The organism is Nonomuraea sp. NPDC050394 (assembly GCF_044459065.1).
Taxonomy (GTDB): Bacteria; Actinomycetota; Actinomycetes; order Streptosporangiales; family Streptosporangiaceae; genus Nonomuraea.
The window spans coordinates 216,107-235,713 of the sequence record NZ_JBITIO010000005.1 but is presented as its reverse complement, the minus strand read 5'-3'; the positions used below and the strand labels follow the sequence as shown (position 1 = coordinate 235,713).

Below are 19,607 nucleotides of genomic sequence, written 5' to 3'. Positions count from 1 at the left end.
CACCCTATGGCGTTGGGGATCTCCTGTGAACCGCGTCGTACAGCTCTCGTTTGGGAATCCCGGCCTCCTTGGCCACGTCCGCGACGGCCTGCTTACGCTGGGTTCCCGCCTCGGCCCTGCGGTCGACCTCGGCGACGAGCGCCTCGATGTCCTGTTCGCCGGCTCCGGCCGTGTGACCTGCCACGACGACCGTGATCTCGCCCTTGACGCCGGCCTCGGCCCAGGCCGCGAGCTCGGCCAGGCCGCCGCGCCGTACCTCCTCATAGGTCTTGGTGAGCTCGCGGCAGACCGCGGCGGGACGGTCGGCGCCGAAGGCGGCGGCCATCGCGGCCAGTGAGCCGGCCAGGCGGTGCGGCGCCTCGAAGAAGACCATCGTGCGCTCCTCCTCGGCCAGCGCGCCCAGACGGCGCGCCCGCTCACCGCCCTTGCGCGGCGGGAAGCCCTCGAAGCAGAAGCGGTCGCTGGGCAGCCCGGAGATCGCCAGCGCGGTCGTGACCGCGGACGGGCCGGGCAGCGCGGTGACCGTGACGCCCGCCTCGACGGCCAGAAGCGTGAGGCGGTAGCCGGGGTCGGACACGCCCGGCATCCCGGCGTCGGTGATCACGACGACGGTGCGGCCCTCCTTGAGCGTCTCGACGAGCTCCTGGGCACGCCCGGCCTCGTTGGCGTCGTAGTACGACACCACGCGGCCGGTGATCTCCGCGCCGATGTCATGCGCCAGCCTGCGCAGCCTTCTGGTGTCCTCGGCCGCGATCACGTCCGCGCCTTCGAGCGCCTGTCTCAGCCGGGGGGAGACGTCTCCCGCTTGCCCGATCGGGGCTCCTGCCAGCACCAACTTGCCGTCATGTGTCACCCGGCCATTGTCGCAGGGCACCCCAATTGCACCGTGTTTCTTATCTATTCCACGGCTTGGGGCCCGTACGATGTCCGAATGGCCGTGACCGATTTCCAGTACCGGGCCGTGGACGATCCGAACAAGCCGCAGCCGCGGTCGGTGCGTGACCGGCTGGTCCCGCCGATGCGCGGCAGCGTGCTCTGGGGCTGGGTGGGCCCGCTTCTGATCACGGTGTTCGGCGGGGTGCTGCGTTTCGTCAACCTCGGCCATCCGAAGGCCGTCGTCTTCGACGAGACCTATTACGCCAAGGACTCCTTCTCGCTGATCACCTGGGGCGTCGAGAAGGTCGCGATCAAGGACGCCGACAAGGCGCTGCTCGCCGGCAACACCGACATCTGGCAGAAGTGCACGCAGGACGCACTCGACAAGTGTGCCTCCTACGTCGTGCACCCGCCGCTCGGCAAATGGATGATCGGCTTCGGCGAGTGGCTGTTCGGCATGAACCCGTACGGCTGGCGCGTCGCCGCCGCCATCGTCGGCACGCTGTCGATCCTGGTCATCGCCCGGCTGGCGCGCCGGATGACGCGTTCGACGCTGCTCGGCTGCTTCGCCGGCCTGCTGCTGGCACTCGACGGCCTGCACTTCGTGCTCTCGCGCACCGCGCTGCTCGACATCTTCCTCATGTTCTGGGTGCTGGCCGGGTTCGCCTGCCTGGTGGTCGACCGGGACAGGATGCGCGGGCGGCTGGTCGACTGGTACGAGACCTCGCCGATGACGCCGGAGGGCCCGTGGCTGGGCTGGCGGCCGTGGCGGATCGCCGCCGGGGTGTGCCTGGGCGCCGCGTGCGCGGTCAAGTGGTCGGGCATCTTCTTCCTCATCGCGTTCGGGATCATGTCGCTGATCTGGGACATGGGAGCGCGCCGGGCGGTCGGGCTGCGCAGGCCGTACGCGGGGGCCTTCGGCAAGGACGCGCCTACCTGGCTGGGCGCGGTGGCGCTGGTTCCCGCGGTCACGTACGTCGCCACCTGGGCGGGCTGGTTCGCCAGCGCCGACGGCTACGGCCGCAACTGGGCGCAGGCGACCTCGTCAGGGCCGCTCTACTTCGTCATCGACTCGGCCAAGTCGTGGTTCAACTACCAGGTGCAGGTGCTCGGCTTCCACACCGGCCTGGAGTCCACGCACCCCTACCAGTCGGAGCCGTGGCAGTGGCCGCTGCTGCTGCGGCCGGTCGCCTTCTACTACCAGGGCAACCTGCCCGGCTGCGGCGTCAAGGACTGCTCGGAGGCGGTGCTCGGCGTGGGCACGCCGGTGATCTGGTTCGGGGCGCTGGCCGCGCTGGTGGCGTTGATCGCCTGGTACGTCGCCTCGCGGGACTGGCGGGCGGGCGCGGTGCTGCTGGCGTACGCGGTGGGCTGGCTGCCGTGGTTCTACTACGCGATCGCGGACAACCGGACGATGTTCCTGTTCTACGCGATCCCTATGATTCCCTTCATGGTGCTGGCCATCACGCTCTGTGCCGGTCTGCTGATCGGCCCCGCGACGCCTCCGGGCAGTCCGCTGCCGATGCGGCGTACCGTCGGGGCCGCCGCGGTCGGCGCGTTCGCCTTGCTGGCTCTGGTGAATTTCTGGTGGTTGCACCCCATCCTGACCGCCGATCTGATCCCCTACGCGGAGTGGAAGGCACGCATGCTCTTCGACAAACGCTGGATCTGACCCGCATCACAAGCCGCAATAGGATGAATTCATAGGGTAGCCACTGTGCACGACCCAATACGCACCGGATTCGGTCATCGTCAGGCCTGGGGTCCATACGGCAAACTTCGAGGCATGAGTGCACCGGATGTCACAGCGCTTCTCACGGAGTTGGAGCGCTCCGAGCCGGACCTGGCCGAGGATGCCAGGACCGCAGTCGAGTGGCTGACGGGCGGGGAGCCGTTGGAGACGGTGACCCAGCTCGATGTATGCGAGTTTCTCTGGTACACGCTTCCGCTGAAGGTGGGCGGCGACCACGAGCGGCTGGCCCGCTCCCTCGGCCGGCTCCTGGCCATCGGCGGCCTGGAGCGCTACGCCGCCCTGTGCGACTCCCCCACGACCACCCAGATCCTGCGCACCTACGCCCGCGACGGCGAGGACGCCGGCACCGCCGCCTACCAGGAGGCGCTCGAAGCCACGGGCGTGCTCCCTCCCGACGTCCCGGACCTGCGCTGGAGCATGATCATGGGCCCGGAGGAGCTGGGCGCCCACGTGGCCTGCTCCGCCGCGCTCGAACTGGCCATCCTGTCCGGCGAGGAGATCGACCGCGTCGCGCTCACCCGCCGCTGGCTCACCGAGCCGCGTACCGAACTCGGCGGCGACAGCTGGCTCAACCGCGTGCACGGCGAGCGCCTCAACCGCTGGGTCCTGGGCCGCGGCCCGGCCAGGCGCGAGCTGGCGCAGCCGTTCGAGGTGCGTCTGCACGCCCCCATCCCCCACCAGCCGCTGCCCGCACTGCACCGGCTGCTCACCCTGGCCTCCTCGGAAAGCCTCCCGCTGCGCCTGGCGCCATCGCCCGAGGCGCTGCGCCTGCGCGAGGTGGCCGAACACGATCTCGGAGCGCTGCTGCGCGACGGTTCCAAGCTGACCATCACCGACGAGGGCCGGCGCCTGCTGCGCTCACCGGAGCAGATGTGGGCGACCGCCACCGGGCTGCTGCTCTCCCGCGTGGACCACGAGTTCGACCTCTCGGTCCGGGAGGCCGCGCTCATGCTGCTCGCCGACGGCAGCGTGATGTCGCCGCAGGAGCTGAACACCCGCGTGGCCGAGATCGTCGGGGGCGAGGGCTGGCACCCGGCGACAGGCCGCGAGGACATCTCCCGGCCGCTGTCCGACCTCGTCGGACAGCTCACCGCCCTCGACCTCGCCTTCGGCGACGAGCTGGTGGTACGGCTGACGCCCACCGGCCACCTGGCCGCCCTGGCCGCACTACGGTCACACGCGCTCCGCCCACGCCAATACGTCAGCCCCGGCTGACCCTCGCCCCCACGTAAGCCCTGGACGACCTTCACCTCCACGCACCCCCCGCGTCAGCCCTGGACGACCTTCACCTCCACGCACCCCCCGCGTCAGCCCTGGACGACCTTCACCTCCACGCACCCCCCGCGTCAGCCCTGGATGACCTGTACTTCCGTGCACCCGCGGAACTCCGCGTAGGGCGCGGCCTCGGCCGCGACCGTGTCCCGATCGACCTCCCCCTCGACCGTGATCATCAGCTTGGCGCCCTTCTTCTGCTGCCGCCACAACCCCGCCGTCTCGCCGTCCAGAAGGATCACCCCGGGGTTGCCGGTCTTCCTCCAGATCCGCGGCCGCAGCCCCGGGTCCGGCGCCAGCGTGCCCCGGTCACGCAACTGCAGAAACGGCTCGTACGGCGGCAGCAACCGCATCCCCTTGGGCCGCCCGGCACCCTTGAGCTCGGCCAGATCCTCGGCCAGCACGAACCCCCCGCCCGCCTCGGCCATCTCCCCCGCGACCTTCGCCCAGGAGCGCGCCGCGTAGTGGACGCTGACTCCGGCCCACGAGGCGAAGTCCTCAGCCGTACTGGGCCCATAGAGCCGCAGATACCGCCGCACCAGCCCGGCCCGCGCGTCCTTGTCCACCGGCACCCCGGCCAGCCACTGATCCACCCGCATCAACGACGCCTCGTTGCCGACCCGGGGCGCGATCGCGAACTCACCCGTCAGCGAAGCCGCCCGCGTGAGAATGGCGCTGAACGACGAGAACATGTCCGGCTCCATCCACGGCGCGAACTCCGCCGGCAGCCGCGGAGCCAGCGCACTACCCAGCTCCCGTTTGGTGAGCGTACGCCCGTCCAGCGCGTCCCTGGTGGCCTCGATCACCCGCTCCATGGTCGCGCTGGCGCTCCTGCCCATCTGATCGAGCATCGGCAGAAACCCGGCCATCTGCGCCCGCCACGACTCCTCGTCGTCGGGCAGCAGCCCACGGGTGAACAGCGGCAACTCCGCACTGCTCACCAGACACGGCGAACCACGCAGGCTCCACGTCTGAATCAACGTGCGCCGCTTGGCGATCGCCGCCTCGACCTCCGCCACGCCCACCTCGGCCCGGGCCCGCAGCGCCAGCTGCGCCGACCCGGGCGGCGTGTTCTGCGGCGCCGTGGCCGCGGCCTCGGCCAGCGTGCCCCGCTCGTCCAGCTGGTGCCGGCGCAGCCGGAAGGCGATGACCTGCTCTCGTTCGACGTTCATGAACCCGCCCGCGTCCTCTCTGCCCGAACCGACACTATCCACCTCATAAGATCCATGACCATGGAAAGTCACCTGGCCGGTGCGGGCGAGGTCGGCGTCCTCGTCTTGGCCGGATCCAGCGGCCGGATCGACTCCGCCCGATGCGACCTGCTGGCCGCACACGGTCTGACGGCTCTGTCCATCCGCTGGTTCGGCGGACCGGGACAACCGCCCGGAATCTGCGAGATTCCACTGGAGACATTCATCACCGGACTCGACCTGCTGACCGAAGCGGGCGCGCGCCGGCTGACCGTTCTCGGGCTGTCCAAGGGCGCTGAGGCGGCCCTCTCGCTCACCTGTGTGGAGCCGCGTGTGGAGGCCGTGGTCGCGCTGTCGCCGTCCTCCGTGGTCTGGGCCGGGTTCGGCGTGGCGGGGCCGTACCGGTCCTCGTGGACCTGGCGCGGTCGCCCGCTCCCCTTCGCCCCCTATCCCCCGGACTGGCCGGCCGACGGCCCGCCCACCTCGTTCCGCGCGTTCTACGAGCGTGGCCTCGCGCAGGCTCCCGCCGAGTCCGCCATTCCCCTGGAACGCTCCCGCGCCGACGTGGTCCTCGTTGCCGGTGGCGACGACCAGATGTGGCCGTCCCTGACGTTCGCGCACACCCTGGCCGCCCGGCGCGAGGTCCGCCTCGTCTCCCACCCGCGGGCCGGCCACCGCCCGCGCCTGCCCGGCGAGCCCGCCCCCGCGCCATCGGCCTCCTACGCGTACGGCGGAAGCCCGCACGCCGACGCCGAACTCGGGGAAAGGGCGTGGCCCGAGATCCTCAGGGCACTTCGAGGGCGGACATGAAGAAGGGCCCACGCGAGGCGTAGGCCCTTCTTCAGTAGACGGTGCGCAGGTCGCCTATCGGCGAAATGCACAACGCGGCTCCAGCCGAACGGTAGTCCGCGAAGGCGGTAGATGAGGCCCTGGGACACTGGACACACCGGCTACGGGTTGTGTAACCACCCCCCGGCCAAGAACATTCCCGGCTAGGCGACCGTCCCGTAGAGCGGCGCCCCGGCCCACTCGTACACCAGATGCACCACCCCGGTGCTGGTCACCCGCGACGCGGCCAGCTTGAGCCCCGCGGGCACCGTCCCCTCCGAGAACAGCCGCTTCCCCTCGCCGACCACGACGGGGAAGACCAGCAGGTGATACTCGTCCACCAGCTCGGCCTCCTGAAGGGTGCGCAGCAGGTCGCTGCTCCCCTGCACGAGAATGACCCCGTCGGTGCTCTTCTTGAGCTCGGCCACCGTCTGCGCGGCCTCGCCCTGAAGCACGTGGCTGTTGTTCCACGTCACCTCCTTGGGCGAGCGGGTGGTGACGTACTTGGCCATGCTGTTGATCTTGGCGCCGCCGTCCTCGTCCGACACGTCCGGCCAGTACGAGGCGAGAATGTCGTACGACCTGCGCCCCAGCAGCATCCCGTCCGCCCGGTCGAGAACGTCCGCCATGATCTCGTTGAAGTCCTGGTCGACGTGGGCCGGCAACCATCCACCTCGCGTGAACCCGTTGGACTCATCCTCGGTCGGGCCGCCGGGCCCCTGCATGACGCCGTCCAGCGACACGAACGTCCCGACGATCAGCTTGCTCGCCATCTTCCCGCTCCCTCTGTTTCTTCCTGCTCTCTGTCTGTGCCCACAGCGTGCCGGGAGCGGCTTAAGGTCTCCCTACGAATTCACTACGGCCACCGCCGAGTCGGAACCGCGCTCGAGGTCAGTCATCGGGCCCAAGTGACCCGCGCCGCGCCTTCCGTGTGGAGAACAGCGCTCCGGCCAGGCCGCTCACCACGCAGACCAGGACCAGCCCCGCGTACTGCGGCACGGAGAAGGCGAACCACGTCCGGCCGGTCGCGGCCCTGCCGAGCGCGGTGAGCGATGCGGCGGCGATGCCCGTTCCGAGCAGCGTTCCCGCGCACGTCACGGTCAGCGTCTCCCAGCACACCATCCTGGTGAGCTGCCGCGGCTTGGTCCCCAAGGTACGCAGCAGCCGGATCTCCTCGGTCCGCTCGGCCATCGTCATGGCCGTCGCGTTGAGCACCGAGATCACGGTGTAGGCCACCGCCGATCCCACCAGCACCGGGGCCGCCCACGCCGCCGGCCCCGTGCGGGTGACGTCCGCCACCGCGTCGGTGGTCGCGACGGCGAACAAGAAGGTGCAGGCGAGCGCGATGGTCAGCATCACCGGGGACGCTGCCGCCATCGCCCGGCGTGGCTGGGTGACCAGCGAGGACCTGGCCAGCATCCCGGCGCCCGGGTCGAGCCGGGCCGCCACGGCACCGAACAGCCAGCCCATCCCGCGCAGCGCGACGGGGCCCAGCGCGGACGCGCCCACGCAGAGCGCCATCGTCGCTCCCAGCACCGTCGGCACCGTGGCCGACGCCTTCACCTGCGGCACCAGGTACAGCAGCACGATGCCCCCGGCCAACGCCACCACTCCGACGACCGCCCTGGGCAAGGGCAGCAACCGCCGCTGCGCCGCGCTCTCCCGCAGCACCTCCAGCGGTCCCACGCCCACCGCCTTGCGTGCCGCGGCCCGAGCCGCCAGCAGTGTCACCACCAACCCCACCACCAGAGCCAGGATGAACGGCCCCGCCGTGACCTTCACCGGGATGCCCGTCGGCGCCAGCCCGGTCATCCTCATGAACGCCGCCATCGCCGCCGCGTACGGGACGGCCAGCAGGCAGCCCGCCACGCTCGCCAGCACGGCCACCACCATCGCCTCCGCCGTGACGAGCCCGCTCACCTGCCGCGGCGTCATGCCGATCGACCGCAGCAGCGCCCAGGTCCTGCGCTGGCGCAGCACGTACAGGCTCAGCATGCCCGCGACCACGAAGACCGACACGAACCCCGACACCACGGCCGACAGCACCAGCAACCCCATGACGCCGTTCAGCTCGTCAACCGCTCCGGCGCCGGCGACCACCATGCCGCTGCCACCTACCAGCATCACAGCCAGCAGCACCGCGGCGAACGAAGCGGCGAAACCCATCCGATTGGTCCGGACGTTGTTCCATGCGAGTACGACCGTCACCGCCGGCCGCCCAGCCGCATGCCGACCTGGTCGGCCGAGGGCCTGTTCAGAATGTCGACGATCCGCCCGTCGGTCAGAAACAGCACGCTGTCGGCCCCGGCCGCCGCCTCCGGATCGTGCGTGACCATCACCACCGTCTGGCCGAACTCATCGACCGCCTCCCGCAGCAAGGCCAGCACCTCGTGCCCGCTACGGCGGTCCAGCGCCCCCGTCGGCTCGTCGGCGAACAGCACCTCCGGCCTGCCCAGCAGCGCGCGGGCGATCGCCACCCGCTGCTGCTGGCCACCGGACAACTGCGAGGGTCGATGCCCTTCCCGCCCGGCCAGCCCGACCCGGTGCAGCAGTTCCCGCACGCGTGTGGAGTCGGGCCGCCGTCTGGCCAGCCTGCTGGGCAAGATCACGTTCTGCCAGGCGGTCAGTGACTGCACCAGGTTGAAAGCCTGGAAGATGACGCCGATCCGGTCACGGCGCAGTACCGCCAGCTCCTTCTCCCCCAGACGGGTGATGTCCTGACCGGCGATGCGGACCGCGCCCGAGTCCGGCCGGTCCAGCCCCGCCGCGCACTGCAGCAGCGTGCTCTTCCCCGATCCCGACGGACCCATCACGGCCGTGAAACTCCCACGCGGAAACCCGACACTGACCTGGCCGAGCGCCGCCACCTCGGTGGCACCCTTCCCATATGTCCTGGTCACTTCCTCAAGAACAACAGCATGATCACTCATGGTCAGCAGCGTGCCGGAAAAGGCCGGTCACCGCCCATCGGGCATCCCCCCGATTGACCCCTGACCCCTCAACCCTGAGAGCCATCGGTACGCGCTGGGGGTGGGCACGCCACTCGACTCCTTGAGAGGCCGGGCTGAACGATAGCCCGGGAGAATCAGTGATCTTTGAGCCAGGATTCCAAGGTGTTCAGCTCACGCAGGGGGAAGGCCACGCCGTCCCACCGCCGGACGTACTCCTCCTCCCCCGTGCGCTCCCTGGCCGGGTGGCCATCCGGGAAGGCCCCTTCTAGGGTGAGGGACGTGCCTCGGGCTGAGATGTTGTCGAAACTCGCGATCGAGGGCAGGCGCTACGACCTGGCAAGGTTGCGCGAGGTCGCGGAGGAACTGGACCTGCCCATCGCTGACACGTTGGCCGTCGCGGGCCTCTCGGTGCCGGCGCGCCTGTTGCCGCCTCCGCGGGATCACCGGGCCTTACGTGAGTTCGCATATCGAGTGACCCACTGTGACCACGCCCAACTGGCGTCGCTTGAGGCTTATGTCGCACGCCTGGCACCGGCGGATGTGGCCCAGGAAGACGGAGTACCCACAGCCTCCGCCGAAGCGGGATTCGCGAACATTCTGGCCGGCCTCATCCGTAACCGCGGCTTCGGGGTAATGGAGTTGCCGTTCACTGGCCTGTCCCGCAGCACCATCAACGGCATGCTCAGTGGACGCCGGCACACTCTGCAGCAGCTCAAGGCGATATCGGGGCCTCTCGGATGGAAGTTCGAGTATCTGGCCGCGGTGGCGGGCGAGCCGCTGGAAGCCTTCAACGACTGTTCGGTGCTCTGCCGCCATGTGGGCAAGGTGTACGTGGCCGCGATTCCTCTCACGACAGAGCATCTGATCGACGCCTGCGCCGAAGCTGATCGCGTCAGTGGGAGAAGATACACCGGCGCATGGCAACCATGGGCCGGCCCCCGATGCCCAGACGAAGCCAGGCAAGCTCCCGGCGAGAACCGCCGATCAACGTAGTTCCTGGCAGTGGAGTCGCGAGACCGCTTGGCGACCACGTGAAAGCACCCAAGCCACCCATCTCGCCGACCCACAGGCCTCAAATCCCCGAAACGCCAAGATCCCGCCCGATCGCAATGATCAGACGGGATCCCGTCAACTTCAGTCCAGCCGTCTCAAGAACGGCCCCCTTGTGGGGTGTTCACGAATAGGTTCGACCTGGGGCGGAAGAGCAGCAAGGAAGATCGCTTCCCAGTGATGACGTGATCGTTTCCCAGCTAGGCTGTCACGGGGCTGGCTGGCCGACAGCCCGTGAAATGCCTTCGCGTCTTGGTCGGCCATCTCTCTACGCTGGCCGCATGACGTGGCGCTGCGTGCTCGATGAGTGCCCGGAGTTGAGTGAGCGGTGGCAGGCGAACTGGCCGGATTGTCCACCTGACGGCTCCGAGCTGAGATGGCTCTACGCCTCACGCTGGGTTCGCTTTCACAGCCTTCCTGAGTCCAAGCGGTATGCCGATACGCCGGCCGAGTACGACATCCTGCTTCACCGGCACAACACTGTGTTGTCTGCGCTGTTCAACGGCCAGGAGGTGTTCGTGGTCACCGCCGCCTATACAGGGGAGCGTGAGCTCGTCGAGCCTCTGAAGTATCCAGAGCCGCTGACGTTGAACCCCGGGGCGCGCCTGTGGATGACGGTCACGGAGGATGAGGAGGGCGAGGAGTTTTCCATCTACTCCCACATGCTGGTGACACGCCGGAGCTGGCGGCCGGGAGTCCTCGACCCGCTGCTGAGAGCGGTGGCTGACGATGTCATAGCTGGCGTTTTGATCACCGATATGCGCATGAGCCGGATCTACCACCCCTACGACGGCGGGGCCGATTGCATCCTCGAAAGCACTGCGGAGAGGGACCGGCTTGAGGTGTCGTGCGAAGACTGGCTGCCCGCTCGGCCTGCAGGTCGGTGACTCTGGGCATCACGTATAGGTGTTGATCTTAATGGCGGTAGTGACTGCCAGTGCTGCACCATTTACAGTGTGGAGTTGATGGGCGCTGTGATGTGAATGCGCCGGGCGGTACGGCTTCTTCTCCCAGAGGGAGGCGATGGTGGCGTCGCTGGTGGAGCGTGTAACCCAAGCCAAGAGCACTGCACAACAGCACGTCCACGAACTGCGAAACCAGCTGGCAGTGGCAGAGGGGCAGCTGCAGCGGCTAACCCACGCCCTTGAGGTCATGATGGAGTTCACCGACGACCAACCCGACGAAGCCGAACTATCCGCCGAAGACGCTGTGGCCGCCGAGGGCGAGCCAACCGACTTGGCCGGCGACATCCCCGAAGAGCCGGCCTCGCCGCTGCCGCCGTTGCGCGGGTTTCGTCGGCAGGTGGTGGCACTGCTGGCCACCTCCGATGAGCCGATGCGTGCGCGGGAAGTCGTGCAGGCGATCGGCAAGCCGGATACTCGCTCCCAGGTGGAGGGGATGCGCTCGCGGCTGCAGCGACTGGTGTCCGACGGCTGGCTGCGCCGAGATGATGGTGGCCTCTACGCGATCGCCACCGGGATCAACGGTCACGCACCGCGCGAGGAGGCCGATTGACGGTCCGTCCCCTGACCACGGCGCATGCCGTGAACGAGCAGGGTGCCGCCGAGGGATCAGCTCGGCGGCACCCGAGGTTGCGTGAGCACCCTCCAAGTTCTAACTGACAGTGTCTCGCGCACTCCCGAGAGTAACCCGGATGGGGTGTCTTGAGGAGAGGCGTCGAGCCGATTTCACCTGCCCTACCGCTGGGAGGGACGGGTGGGAAGGATCAGCGATGCCCTCACCAGGGCGAAAGCGTGTCCGCCACGGGTCAGATTCCTCAGGATCCGCCGGGCGGGGACAGGCCAGAGCCGGACGGACAGCCCAGCCTCCAGCTGGGCGATGGTGGCTACATCCGGCCAGCAACGACCGACGGCCACGTCGTTGACGGTCTGCCGATTGACCCCAGACAGCTCGGCCAGGCGGCGAAAGCTCAGCCCCCGCTCCTCCATCACTGCTCGCAGGGAGGCGGCGATGGCTTGGACGACGGCTGCGGCCACATGGCCGGACAGGTCCGCGTGGGGCCAGTTCTCCGGGTCCTGGGCCAGGTCCCGGGGCGAGCGGGACCGCGCACGTCCTCCGACCATGACAATGCACTCCTTTCGGTAGAAGTCTTCACACTCAGTAATGGCAGGTTGTTCTGCCGCTATGGGTGGGGTGTGACCCTCGACGCGGAAACCTCGACGAAGATCACCTGCTACCGGCCGCTGCACGCTCCGCCGGAGTGGGATCACATCTGCGGGCATGTGCGGATGCTGGTCGCCGCCAGCGCCGACCGCTCCCCCTACCGGGTCGAGCGGCTGCTCACCGCGACCACCCGCCTGGCCGTGTGGTGCCACCGCTCCGGACTGCCCGATGACCCGGCAGTGTGGCTGCGGCACGAGACGATCGACGCGTTCGTCCTGACCGGCTGCACCGACCTGGCCCCGAGTTCGGCGCAGACCTACCGCAGCTGGTTGCGGCACATGCGTGCCACGCTGGCCTGGCTGGAACGCGGCGAACAAACGCCGCCGCCGATGAAAACCCCCAAGAAGGTCAGCCCGCCATACTCGCCTGCCCAGCTCGGCTGCCTTCGTGGCTGGGCCTAACGCCTGCCCGGCCAGGCCAGAGGCGACGCGCTGGCGTTGATGGCGCTCGCCTTCGGTTGTGGTCTGACCTCTGGGGAGGTGGCCGCCGTCCGGACCGGGCATCTGCGTCGCCTGGAATCCGGCGCGATCGTGGTGACCGTCCCCGGCACGCAGCGGTTGATCGTCTGCCGCGCCGCCTGGGAGGACGTCCTGGCCCGCGCCGCCGACCGGCCGGGCGACGCCTTCGTCTTCCGGCCTGGGCGCGCCGCCCGGCACGCCAAGAACCTGTTCAGCTCCTGGACCGCCCGCCACCCGCCGACCGGTGGCCTGCCCGCCCTGTCGGTGCGCCGGCTGCGCTCCTCCTGGATCGTCGAACTGCTGAGCGCGCGGATCGACTTGGGCGTGGTGGCCGCCGCGGCCGGGATGAGCGCCTCCGCGCTGGCCCGCTACAGCCATCTCGTCCCCGCCCTGGACGAGCCCACCGCGGTCGCGCGGCTGCGCGGCCGCGACAGGTGAGTACGGCGAAGCCACGCGCCTGGCCGCCGCGCACCACCCGAGCCCGAGCCACCCGGCCCCGGCCTCCTGCCAAGCAGACGGCACAGATCCCGGACGCGGTCACCAGCCACTACACCCGGCTGCTGGACGACTCCGGCATCCTGCCGCTGATCGACGCCGAACTCGGCCCGAGACCCGGCCCGCCCGGGCTGCCCATCGCCGCGGTGCTGATCTGCCTGCTGCTGTCCATCCACCACACCGGCAAGGCCACCCTCGTCGAAGCCTGGCGCATCGCCGCCTTCTGCCTGAGCGCCACCGCACGCCACCGGCTCGGCCTGCCCGACATCAACCCCGAAGATGTCCACCAGGTCCTCGCCTCCTCCCGCCGCTTCTACCGGGCCTTCGACCGGCTCACCACTCTGCTGGATCCGACCCGCCACGATCGGCGCGCCCGTCTGCTCCAGCATCAGGCCGACGCGCTGGCCACCGCCTGGGAGGATGACGACCCAGCACGCTCGCGCCAGCGGGAATTGCTGCAGGACATCGTCACCGCGCTGGTGCTCACCCCGGTGCGCTGGGCCAAAGGCCGCGGCTACCTCCGGCACTTCCGCGGCGATGTCGGCATCGACACCACCGCCACCCCGGTCTTCGCCCGCCCGCCCCACGCCCGCCGCTCCACCGGAGAACTCCTCGCCTCCACCGAGATCACCGCAGGCTGGCACCACTCGGCCGGCAACAGCCCACCCGAGTACGGCTACAGCGCCACCCTCACCGTCGCCGCCCGCACCCGCTCCGTGCTCGGCTCCTTCCCGCAGCTGGCGCTCGGCCTGGTCCTGGACACCCCGCACAAACGCATCGGCGCCAACGCCATCACCACCCTCAAACCCCTGGCCACCCTCGGCCTGCCCGCGGCATTCGCTGCCGTCGACCGCGCCTACACCGACCAGCAACCCGGCCATTTCGCCCAGCCCGCACGAGAGCTCGGTTACCGGCTCGCCCTCGATACAAAGTGGATCAACGAGGGGTGCAGGGCAGCATCCACGGCGCCCTGCTCATCGACGGCAGCCTGGCCTGCCCACTGATGCCCGACCGGCTCGCCCAGGCGACCACCGGTCTGGACGACGCCGCCATCCGCACCCCATCGTAAGAACTCACCGCGCTCATCAGCGCGCGAGAGCCGTACTTGCTGCGCCTCAAACAGAGCCCGAACACAGGCGGCACCGTCCGCTTCCAATGCCCGGCAGCAGGCACCTCCCCATCGCTGACCTGCCCCCGCTTCGACCGCCTCCACCAGCGCGGCCCCAGCCGCCCCACCGCGGTCGACCTGACCGACGCCCGGCAACGAGCCGCTCACCCGGCGGCCAAACCCCGCGTCCTTCCCCCACAGCCCGACCTGAAGGCCGGCGAACTGCCGAAGATCTGCCACCAGCACAGCATCACCGTCCGCAAGGACGACCTCGGCCACCTCGACAAGTTCCGCCAGGACGTGCCCTACCTCAGCCCTGCCTGGATCGGAACCTACAAGTCCGTCCGCGCCAACACCGAAGGCATCAACGGCAGACTCAAGGGACACGACCTCGACCTCGGCGATCCCAAGAACCGGCTCGCCCACGGACGCGTCGCCCAGACCATCCTGGTCGCGCTGCTCGTCACCGTCGCCAACGACCACTTCCTCGACCAGTGGCGCCACACCCGCCAGCCCCCGAACGAGCCCGACACATCCACCGACATCCATGAGATCCCGGCGGAGCACCTCGACCGCTCGCCGCTCACGGGCCGGAGCAGGCCACCACCCGCCCCATAAGCCACATGTCAGATCACCTTGTCGCAGCACCCAGCCCGGAGCCGGCATCGCCATGCCCAGCGACGCGAACTCGGACCTCCACCAGCGGCCTGATACCACCCGGGCCTCCCCGGACACCTGCTCCACGGCTCTCAAACCAGGACGAACCCGATTCGGAAAGCCCTGAAACGACAAGATCCCGTCCGATCGCGATGATCAGACGGGATCCCGTCAACTTCAGTCCAGCCGTCTCAAGAACGGCCCCTGGTGGAGATGAGGGGATTCGAACCCCTGACCCCTTCGATGCGAACGAAGTGCGCTACCGGACTGCGCTACATCCCCAAGGACTCGACCAGATTAGCAAACTCCCAGGGGTCCTCGCGCCACACATTCAGTCCCCGACGGCCCGCCGAGGCGGTTCCGCGTACTGGTCGAACAGGACGTCCGGCTGCCGTGCCGTGAACTCGATGATCTCGGCTTCCCGCTCGGCCTCCAGCCGCCGCTGCTCCCGCACCCGCCGCCGCCGTTCGGCACGGGACTGGGCGGCGCGGCGCCGCCGTTCCTGATCCACCTGTACGGCGATGCGCAAGAACCCAAGATAAGCCGCCATCACCACGACAGAGGGAGCAACCCCCCACCACGGCATCATCCGCACCGCCGCCGTCACCAGCGACGCGATCACCAGCAACGACGTGAAGAACAGCAACCGCCGCCGCCGGGCCACGATGATCGCCCGACGCCGCGCGCGGAACTGCCGAGGGTCCACGACGGGCGCGGCGGGCTCCTCGATGGAGTACTCGCCGGTATCCGGCTGGTCCATCAGCGAGGCGCCCTGCACCTGCTCCAGGTCCGGCAGCTGGTGCTCGCCCGTGTAGTACTCCTCTTCGAGCTCGGCCAGCTCGGCGAGGTTGGTCTTGTCCCTGCGCAACCACATCGGGACAAGGACGCACAACCACATGACGACGATGGCGAGATAGAGGAGGACGCTGCTCACGACCACCTCCGGACACGAATAAGGGCAGCATGAAAACGCCTGTGTGTTCTTGGCGTCTTCGATGTGCTCACGTCACGCACCGTAAGACCGCGTGTCACTAATTGACGAGCATTCGATGCGGTGTGTCGCGAGATCGTCAAACCTCTTCTACCGGAGACCCACCGTGAGCGGCTGACTCACGCGCGCGACGCCACTGCACGAGTAGACCGCCGGGAACGTCCTCGACGGTCAACGCGTAGCAGATGTGGTCGCGCCAGGCTCCGTCGATGTGGAGTTGGCGACGCCGAATGCCTTCTTCCCTGAAACCGAGCTTCTCAACCACTCTTCTGCTCGCGTGATTTTCCGGGCGGATGTTGGCTTCGATGCGGTGCAGGCCGGTGGTGAAGAAGCAGTGGTCGACGGCCAGGGCGAGCGCCGTCGGCGTGATGCCGCGACCGGCGAGCGCGCCGTCGACCCAGTAGCCGACCTGTGCGGACCGGGCGGATCCCCACACGATCGCGCCGATGGTGAGTTGTCCGGCGAAACGCCCCTGGTAGGTGACGACCCAGGGCAGCGCCATGCCTTGGCGGGCTTCCCTGCGCAGCGTGCCGACCATGGAAACGTACGGTCCGAGACCGGTCCTGAACAGCGGCGTCTCCGGGTTGCTCGGCTCCCATGGGCGCAGCCATTCGGCGTTGCGCAGGCGCGTCTCGCGCCACACCCGTACGTCTCCCAGCCGCAGCGGCCGCAGACCCACTGGCCCTTCGCTCAGAGTCGCCGGCCAGCCACGAAGTCGATCCACACCCTCATCATCCCCCCATCGGACGTCATGTCGCCACGCATCAGCGCGGGTGGTCGCCGCCGCGGACCTGCTCGACCGCGTGCTGAAGGATGGGCGCGAGTACGGCCACGCCGTCCCGCACGCCACCACTGGAGCCGGGCAGGTTGACGATGAGGGTGTCGCCCGCCTGACCGGCCAGACCCCGCGACAGAATCGAGGTCGGCACTTTTTCGCGATTCGCCTGCCGGACAGCCTCCGCAATACCGGGAATTTCCCGGGAAATTACCCGGGCGGTCATTTCCGGAGTGAGATCCATAGGCGTGAGCCCGGTGCCGCCGGTAGTGATGATCACTTCGTATCCGCCGGCGACGCCGTCGCGCAGGGCGGCCTCGACCGGATCGCCGTCCGGAACCACCACAGGACCGTCCACTTCACACCCCGCCTCGCCCAGCAGCGAAACCAGAAGAGGTCCGGATTTGTCGGCGTAAATCCCGGCGGAAGCGCGGTTGGAGACCGTGATCACCAATGCGCGGATCATGGCCGCGTCCAATGGCCGGTCTTGCCGCCGGTCTTCTCCTCCACCCGTACGTCGGTGATCACCGCGGCCGGGTCGACCGCCTTCACCATGTCGATCAGGGCCAGCGCCGCCACCGACACCGCGGTGAGCGCCTCCATCTCCACGCCCGTGCGGTCGGCCGTCTTGACGACGCAGGTGATGTCCACGCCCTGGTCGACGATGTCGAGCGTGACCTTCACCCCGTGCAGCGCGATCGGATGGCACAGCGGGATGAGGTCGGGCGTGCGCTTGGCGCCCATGATGCCGGCGATCCTGGCCACGCCCAGCGCGTCGCCCTTCGGCACCTCGCCGGAACGCAGCAGCGCCACGGCCTCGTCCGACAGCAGGACGCGGCCGGTCGCGGTGGCGGTGCGCGCGCCGACGTCCTTGGCGGAGACGTCGACCATGCGGGCGGCGCCGGATTCGTCGAGATGGGTGAAGCTCACAGTCTGATCACCTGCACAGAAGCGCCCGCCGGTACGTCGGTGACGTCCTCGGGCACCAGGATGAGGGCGTTGGCCGAGGCCAGCGCCGCGAGCTGGTGGGAACCCTGGCCGCGTACCGGGGTCACGGTGCCGTCCTCCGACAGCACGCCGCGCAGGTAGGAACGCCGGCCAGCGGGCGAACGCAACGGCCCGACGACATGGGCCGTCAACGTCTCCGGGGCTCCGGCCGGCAGCCCGCGCATCTTCCGCAGCGCCGGCCGTACGAACAACATGAAGGAGACGAAGGACGAGACCGGATTGCCGGGAAGCGCGAAGATCGGCACCTGGTCCTCGCCGACCACGCCGAAGCCCTGCGGCATGCCCGGCTGCATCGCGACCTTCTCGAAGCGGACCGTGCCAAGCGGCGCGAGCGCCTCCTTGACCGGCTCGTAGGCGCCCATCGAGACGCCGCCGCTGGTGATGATGGCGTCGGCCCGCACGAGCTGGGCGTCGAGCTGCTCCAGGAACTTGGCCGGGTCGTCGCCCACGGTCGCGGCGCGGTAGCCGTCGCCGCCGCTCTCGCGGACGGCGGCGGTGAGGGTGAAGCTGTTGGAGTCCCAGATCTGGCCGGGGCCGAGCGGGAGTCCGGGTTCGACCAGTTCGGCGCCGGTGGAGAGCACGACCACGCGCGGGCGCGGGCGCACCCACACCCGGCGGCGGCCGACGCCGGCCACGATGCCGAGCTGGGCGGGACCGATCACCGTGCCGGGGCGGAGCACGACCTCGCCCGCCCGCACGTCCTCACCCGCCCGGCGGATGGCGTTGCCGAGGGGCGCGGCCTGGTTGATCGTGACCGTGACGGTGCCGCCGTCGGTCCACTCCACCGGCACGACGGTGTCGGCACCGGCCGGAACGGGCGCGCCGGTCATGATGCGTACCGCGTGACCCGGCCCGACGGCACGCAGCTCGTCGGATCCGGCCGCCACATCGTCGATCACCGGCAACGTGACGGGAACCGCCGCGAGGTCGGCCGCGCGTACGGCGTAGCCGTCCATCGCCGAGTTGTCGAACGGCGGCAACGGCACCGGGGAGCCGACCTCCTCGGCCAGCGTGGTGCCCAGCGACCGCTCGAGCTCGAGCTCAAGCGGCGCCAGGGTACGCACCGTGGCCAGGATCTCGGCCAGGTGCGCGTCAACCGATTTCACGAAGGAACTCCCGCAGCCATGGAACGAACTCGGGGGCCAGGTCGGGGCGGTCGGCGGCGAACTTCACCACGGTGCGCAGATAGTCGAGCTTGTCGCCGGTGTCGTAGCGGCGCCCGCGGAACAGCACGCCGTGCACCGGCCCGCCCTCCGAGCCCGACCGCCCGGCCAGCGTGCGCAGGGCGTCGGTCAGCTGGATCTCGCCGCCGCGGCCCGGCGGGGTGTTCTCCAGCACCTCGAAGACGGCGGGGTCGATGACGTAGCGTCCGATGATCGCCCAGTTGGACGGCGCCTCCTCGACCGGCGGCTTCTCGACCAGGTCGGTCACCCTGACCACGTCGTCCTCGCCGGTGGCCTGGATGGTGGCGACGCCGTACAGGGAGACCTGCTCCTTGGGAACCTCCATGAGCGCGATCACGCTTCCGCCGTAGGTGCCGCGCACCTCGATCATGCGTTTGAGCAGCTCGTCGCGGTAGTCGATCAGGTCGTCGCCCAGCAGGCAGGCGAAGGGGTGGTCGCCGACGTGCTGCTTGGCGCAGAGCACGGCGTGGCCGAGCCCCTTCGGCTGACCCTGCCGCACGTAGTGCAGGGTCGCCAGCGCGGCGGGCTCGCGGACCTGGGACAGCTTGTGCTCGTCGCCCTTGGCTTCGAGCACCTCCTCCAGTTCGAAGGCGCGGTCGAAGTGATCTTCTATCGACCGCTTGTTCTTCCCCGTGACCATGAGGACGTCGAGGAGTCCGGCGGAGGCGGCCTCCTCGACGACATACTGGATCGCGGGCTTGTCGACGATGGGCAGCATCTCTTTGGGTGTCGCCTTGGTCGCCGGGAGGAACCGGGTGCCCAGACCCGCGGCGGGCACGACGGCTTTCGTCACAGGGTCGAAGTCAGCCATGAGTAGACCCTAGTGG

At 69.3% G+C, this 19,607-nt stretch carries 22 protein-coding genes and 1 tRNA gene; 10 read left to right on the top strand and 13 right to left on the bottom strand.

Annotated features, from left to right (window positions below; all coding sequences use genetic code 11):
* Nucleotides 1–4: 4 nt before the first annotated feature.
* Nucleotides 5–853, bottom strand: a complete 849-nt coding sequence (gene rsmI, locus ACIBKY_RS22025; RefSeq protein ID WP_397098830.1) for a 16S rRNA (cytidine(1402)-2'-O)-methyltransferase — start codon at nucleotides 851–853, stop codon at nucleotides 5–7.
* Nucleotides 854–931: 78 nt separating this feature from the next.
* Here rsmI and ACIBKY_RS22020 point away from each other — a divergent pair, with 78 nt between their 5' ends.
* Together ACIBKY_RS22020 and ACIBKY_RS22015 are read left to right on the top strand one after the other, a co-directional pair.
* A complete protein-coding gene (locus ACIBKY_RS22020; RefSeq protein ID WP_397098828.1) occupies nucleotides 932–2,548 on the top strand; it encodes a dolichyl-phosphate-mannose--protein mannosyltransferase in 1,617 nt (538 codons plus the stop codon).
* Nucleotides 2,549–2,662: 114 nt separating this feature from the next.
* Nucleotides 2,663–3,844 (top strand): hypothetical protein, encoded by a 1,182-nt coding sequence (locus ACIBKY_RS22015; protein WP_397098826.1) that lies wholly within the window; start codon nucleotides 2,663–2,665, stop codon nucleotides 3,842–3,844.
* 131 nt (nucleotides 3,845–3,975) lie between these two features.
* Here ACIBKY_RS22015 and ACIBKY_RS22010 read toward each other — a convergent pair whose 3' ends face one another.
* Nucleotides 3,976–5,073: a winged helix DNA-binding domain-containing protein gene (locus tag ACIBKY_RS22010; protein ID WP_397098824.1), complete on the bottom strand. Its 1,098-nt coding sequence runs from the start codon at nucleotides 5,071–5,073 to the stop codon at nucleotides 3,976–3,978.
* Nucleotides 5,074–5,133: 60 nt separating this feature from the next.
* On the opposite strand from ACIBKY_RS22010, the gene ACIBKY_RS22005 reads away from it, so the two are divergent.
* Nucleotides 5,134–5,901 carry an acyl-CoA thioester hydrolase/BAAT C-terminal domain-containing protein gene (locus tag ACIBKY_RS22005; protein WP_397098822.1) on the top strand — a complete coding sequence of 256 codons (768 nt, stop codon included), beginning with the start codon at nucleotides 5,134–5,136 and terminating at the stop codon, nucleotides 5,899–5,901.
* A gap of 182 nt (nucleotides 5,902–6,083) precedes the next feature.
* Here ACIBKY_RS22005 and ACIBKY_RS22000 read toward each other — a convergent pair whose 3' ends face one another.
* The 3 genes from ACIBKY_RS22000 to ACIBKY_RS21990 all read right to left on the bottom strand — a co-directional run bounded on the left by ACIBKY_RS22000 (nucleotide 6,084) and on the right by ACIBKY_RS21990 (nucleotide 8,849).
* Entirely contained in the window at nucleotides 6,084–6,692 is a 609-nt protein-coding gene (locus tag ACIBKY_RS22000; RefSeq protein ID WP_397098820.1) for a dihydrofolate reductase family protein, read from the bottom strand.
* 118 nt (nucleotides 6,693–6,810) lie between these two features.
* Nucleotides 6,811–8,085 carry an FtsX-like permease family protein gene (locus tag ACIBKY_RS21995; protein ID WP_397098818.1) on the bottom strand — a complete coding sequence of 425 codons (1,275 nt, stop codon included), beginning with the start codon at nucleotides 8,083–8,085 and terminating at the stop codon, nucleotides 6,811–6,813.
* A 38-nt stretch (nucleotides 8,086–8,123) separates the two neighbouring features.
* Nucleotides 8,124–8,849, bottom strand: a complete 726-nt coding sequence (locus ACIBKY_RS21990) for an ABC transporter ATP-binding protein (RefSeq protein WP_397098816.1) — start codon at nucleotides 8,847–8,849, stop codon at nucleotides 8,124–8,126.
* Between the two features lie 300 nt (nucleotides 8,850–9,149).
* On the opposite strand from ACIBKY_RS21990, the gene ACIBKY_RS21985 reads away from it, so the two are divergent.
* From ACIBKY_RS21985 to ACIBKY_RS21975, 3 genes are all read left to right on the top strand, one after another.
* Entirely contained in the window at nucleotides 9,150–9,863 is a 714-nt protein-coding gene (locus tag ACIBKY_RS21985) for a hypothetical protein (protein WP_397098814.1), read from the top strand.
* A gap of 338 nt (nucleotides 9,864–10,201) precedes the next feature.
* The gene (locus tag ACIBKY_RS21980; RefSeq protein ID WP_397098812.1) at nucleotides 10,202–10,807 is read left to right on the top strand and encodes a hypothetical protein; all 606 of its coding nucleotides are present in this window, start codon (nucleotides 10,202–10,204) and stop codon (nucleotides 10,805–10,807) included.
* 136 nt (nucleotides 10,808–10,943) lie between these two features.
* A complete protein-coding gene (locus ACIBKY_RS21975) occupies nucleotides 10,944–11,435 on the top strand; it encodes a hypothetical protein (RefSeq protein ID WP_397098811.1) in 492 nt (163 codons plus the stop codon).
* Between the two features lie 182 nt (nucleotides 11,436–11,617).
* Here ACIBKY_RS21975 and ACIBKY_RS21970 read toward each other — a convergent pair whose 3' ends face one another.
* Complete coding sequence (locus ACIBKY_RS21970) at nucleotides 11,618–12,004, bottom strand: helix-turn-helix domain-containing protein (protein WP_397098809.1); 387 nt, start codon at nucleotides 12,002–12,004, stop codon at nucleotides 11,618–11,620.
* 72 nt (nucleotides 12,005–12,076) lie between these two features.
* Here ACIBKY_RS21970 and ACIBKY_RS21965 point away from each other — a divergent pair, with 72 nt between their 5' ends.
* The 4 genes from ACIBKY_RS21965 (at nucleotide 12,077) to ACIBKY_RS21950 (ending at nucleotide 14,783) form a co-directional block, all read left to right on the top strand.
* Complete coding sequence (locus ACIBKY_RS21965) at nucleotides 12,077–12,505, top strand: hypothetical protein (protein ID WP_397098807.1); 429 nt, start codon at nucleotides 12,077–12,079, stop codon at nucleotides 12,503–12,505.
* 78 nt (nucleotides 12,506–12,583) lie between these two features.
* Nucleotides 12,584–13,000, top strand: a complete 417-nt coding sequence (locus ACIBKY_RS21960) for a hypothetical protein (protein WP_397098805.1) — start codon at nucleotides 12,584–12,586, stop codon at nucleotides 12,998–13,000.
* Nucleotides 12,997–14,061 carry a hypothetical protein gene (locus ACIBKY_RS21955; protein WP_397098803.1) on the top strand — a complete coding sequence of 355 codons (1,065 nt, stop codon included), beginning with the start codon at nucleotides 12,997–12,999 and terminating at the stop codon, nucleotides 14,059–14,061. The genes ACIBKY_RS21960 and ACIBKY_RS21955 overlap by 4 nt, the downstream gene beginning before the upstream one ends.
* Before the next feature lie 101 nt (nucleotides 14,062–14,162).
* Complete coding sequence (locus ACIBKY_RS21950; protein WP_397098801.1) at nucleotides 14,163–14,783, top strand: hypothetical protein; 621 nt, start codon at nucleotides 14,163–14,165, stop codon at nucleotides 14,781–14,783.
* Nucleotides 14,784–15,027: 244 nt separating this feature from the next.
* Here the strand turns inward: ACIBKY_RS21950 and ACIBKY_RS21945 are convergent.
* From ACIBKY_RS21945 to galU, 7 genes are all read right to left on the bottom strand, one after another.
* Nucleotides 15,028–15,104 (bottom strand) — tRNA-Ala (locus ACIBKY_RS21945).
* 49 nt (nucleotides 15,105–15,153) lie between these two features.
* The gene (locus ACIBKY_RS21940) at nucleotides 15,154–15,756 is read right to left on the bottom strand and encodes a hypothetical protein (protein ID WP_397098799.1); all 603 of its coding nucleotides are present in this window, start codon (nucleotides 15,754–15,756) and stop codon (nucleotides 15,154–15,156) included.
* A gap of 136 nt (nucleotides 15,757–15,892) precedes the next feature.
* Nucleotides 15,893–16,537: a GNAT family N-acetyltransferase gene (locus ACIBKY_RS21935; RefSeq protein WP_184967430.1), complete on the bottom strand. Its 645-nt coding sequence runs from the start codon at nucleotides 16,535–16,537 to the stop codon at nucleotides 15,893–15,895.
* Nucleotides 16,538–16,577: 40 nt separating this feature from the next.
* Nucleotides 16,578–17,054, bottom strand: coding sequence for a molybdenum cofactor biosynthesis protein B (locus tag ACIBKY_RS21930; RefSeq protein WP_397098797.1), 477 nt, complete (start codon nucleotides 17,052–17,054; stop codon nucleotides 16,578–16,580).
* The gene (gene moaC / locus ACIBKY_RS21925) at nucleotides 17,051–17,518 is read right to left on the bottom strand and encodes a cyclic pyranopterin monophosphate synthase MoaC (protein ID WP_397098795.1); all 468 of its coding nucleotides are present in this window, start codon (nucleotides 17,516–17,518) and stop codon (nucleotides 17,051–17,053) included. The genes ACIBKY_RS21930 and moaC overlap by 4 nt, the downstream gene beginning before the upstream one ends.
* Nucleotides 17,515–18,702 (bottom strand): gephyrin-like molybdotransferase Glp, encoded by a 1,188-nt coding sequence (gene glp / locus ACIBKY_RS21920; protein WP_397098793.1) that lies wholly within the window; start codon nucleotides 18,700–18,702, stop codon nucleotides 17,515–17,517. Before glp ends, moaC begins: the two co-directional genes overlap by 4 nt.
* Nucleotides 18,689–19,591: a UTP--glucose-1-phosphate uridylyltransferase GalU gene (gene galU, locus ACIBKY_RS21915; RefSeq protein ID WP_184967425.1), complete on the bottom strand. Its 903-nt coding sequence runs from the start codon at nucleotides 19,589–19,591 to the stop codon at nucleotides 18,689–18,691. The genes glp and galU overlap by 14 nt, the downstream gene beginning before the upstream one ends.
* Nucleotides 19,592–19,607: the final 16 nt, after the last annotated feature.

What these genes read in the sequence shown, in the direction of transcription:
- ACIBKY_RS21975 (WP_397098811.1), top strand. Translation starts at nt 10,944, where the DNA reads ATGGTGGCGTCGCTGGTGGAGCGTGTAACCCAAGCCAAGAGCACTGCA.
- ACIBKY_RS21995 (WP_397098818.1), bottom strand. Translation starts at nt 8,085, where the DNA reads ATGGGTTTCGCCGCTTCGTTCGCCGCGGTGCTGCTGGCTGTGATGCTG.
- ACIBKY_RS22020 (WP_397098828.1), top strand. Translation starts at nt 932, where the DNA reads ATGGCCGTGACCGATTTCCAGTACCGGGCCGTGGACGATCCGAACAAG.
- galU (WP_184967425.1), bottom strand. Translation starts at nt 19,591, where the DNA reads ATGGCTGACTTCGACCCTGTGACGAAAGCCGTCGTGCCCGCCGCGGGT.
- ACIBKY_RS21930 (WP_397098797.1), bottom strand. Translation starts at nt 17,054, where the DNA reads ATGATCCGCGCATTGGTGATCACGGTCTCCAACCGCGCTTCCGCCGGG.
- ACIBKY_RS22005 (WP_397098822.1), top strand. Translation starts at nt 5,134, where the DNA reads ATGGAAAGTCACCTGGCCGGTGCGGGCGAGGTCGGCGTCCTCGTCTTG.
- ACIBKY_RS22015 (WP_397098826.1), top strand. Translation starts at nt 2,663, where the DNA reads ATGAGTGCACCGGATGTCACAGCGCTTCTCACGGAGTTGGAGCGCTCC.
- ACIBKY_RS22010 (WP_397098824.1), bottom strand. Translation starts at nt 5,073, where the DNA reads ATGAACGTCGAACGAGAGCAGGTCATCGCCTTCCGGCTGCGCCGGCAC.
- ACIBKY_RS21980 (WP_397098812.1), top strand. Translation starts at nt 10,202, where the DNA reads ATGACGTGGCGCTGCGTGCTCGATGAGTGCCCGGAGTTGAGTGAGCGG.
- ACIBKY_RS22000 (WP_397098820.1), bottom strand. Translation starts at nt 6,692, where the DNA reads ATGGCGAGCAAGCTGATCGTCGGGACGTTCGTGTCGCTGGACGGCGTC.
- ACIBKY_RS21990 (WP_397098816.1), bottom strand. Translation starts at nt 8,849, where the DNA reads ATGAGTGATCATGCTGTTGTTCTTGAGGAAGTGACCAGGACATATGGG.
- ACIBKY_RS21970 (WP_397098809.1), bottom strand. Translation starts at nt 12,004, where the DNA reads ATGGTCGGAGGACGTGCGCGGTCCCGCTCGCCCCGGGACCTGGCCCAG.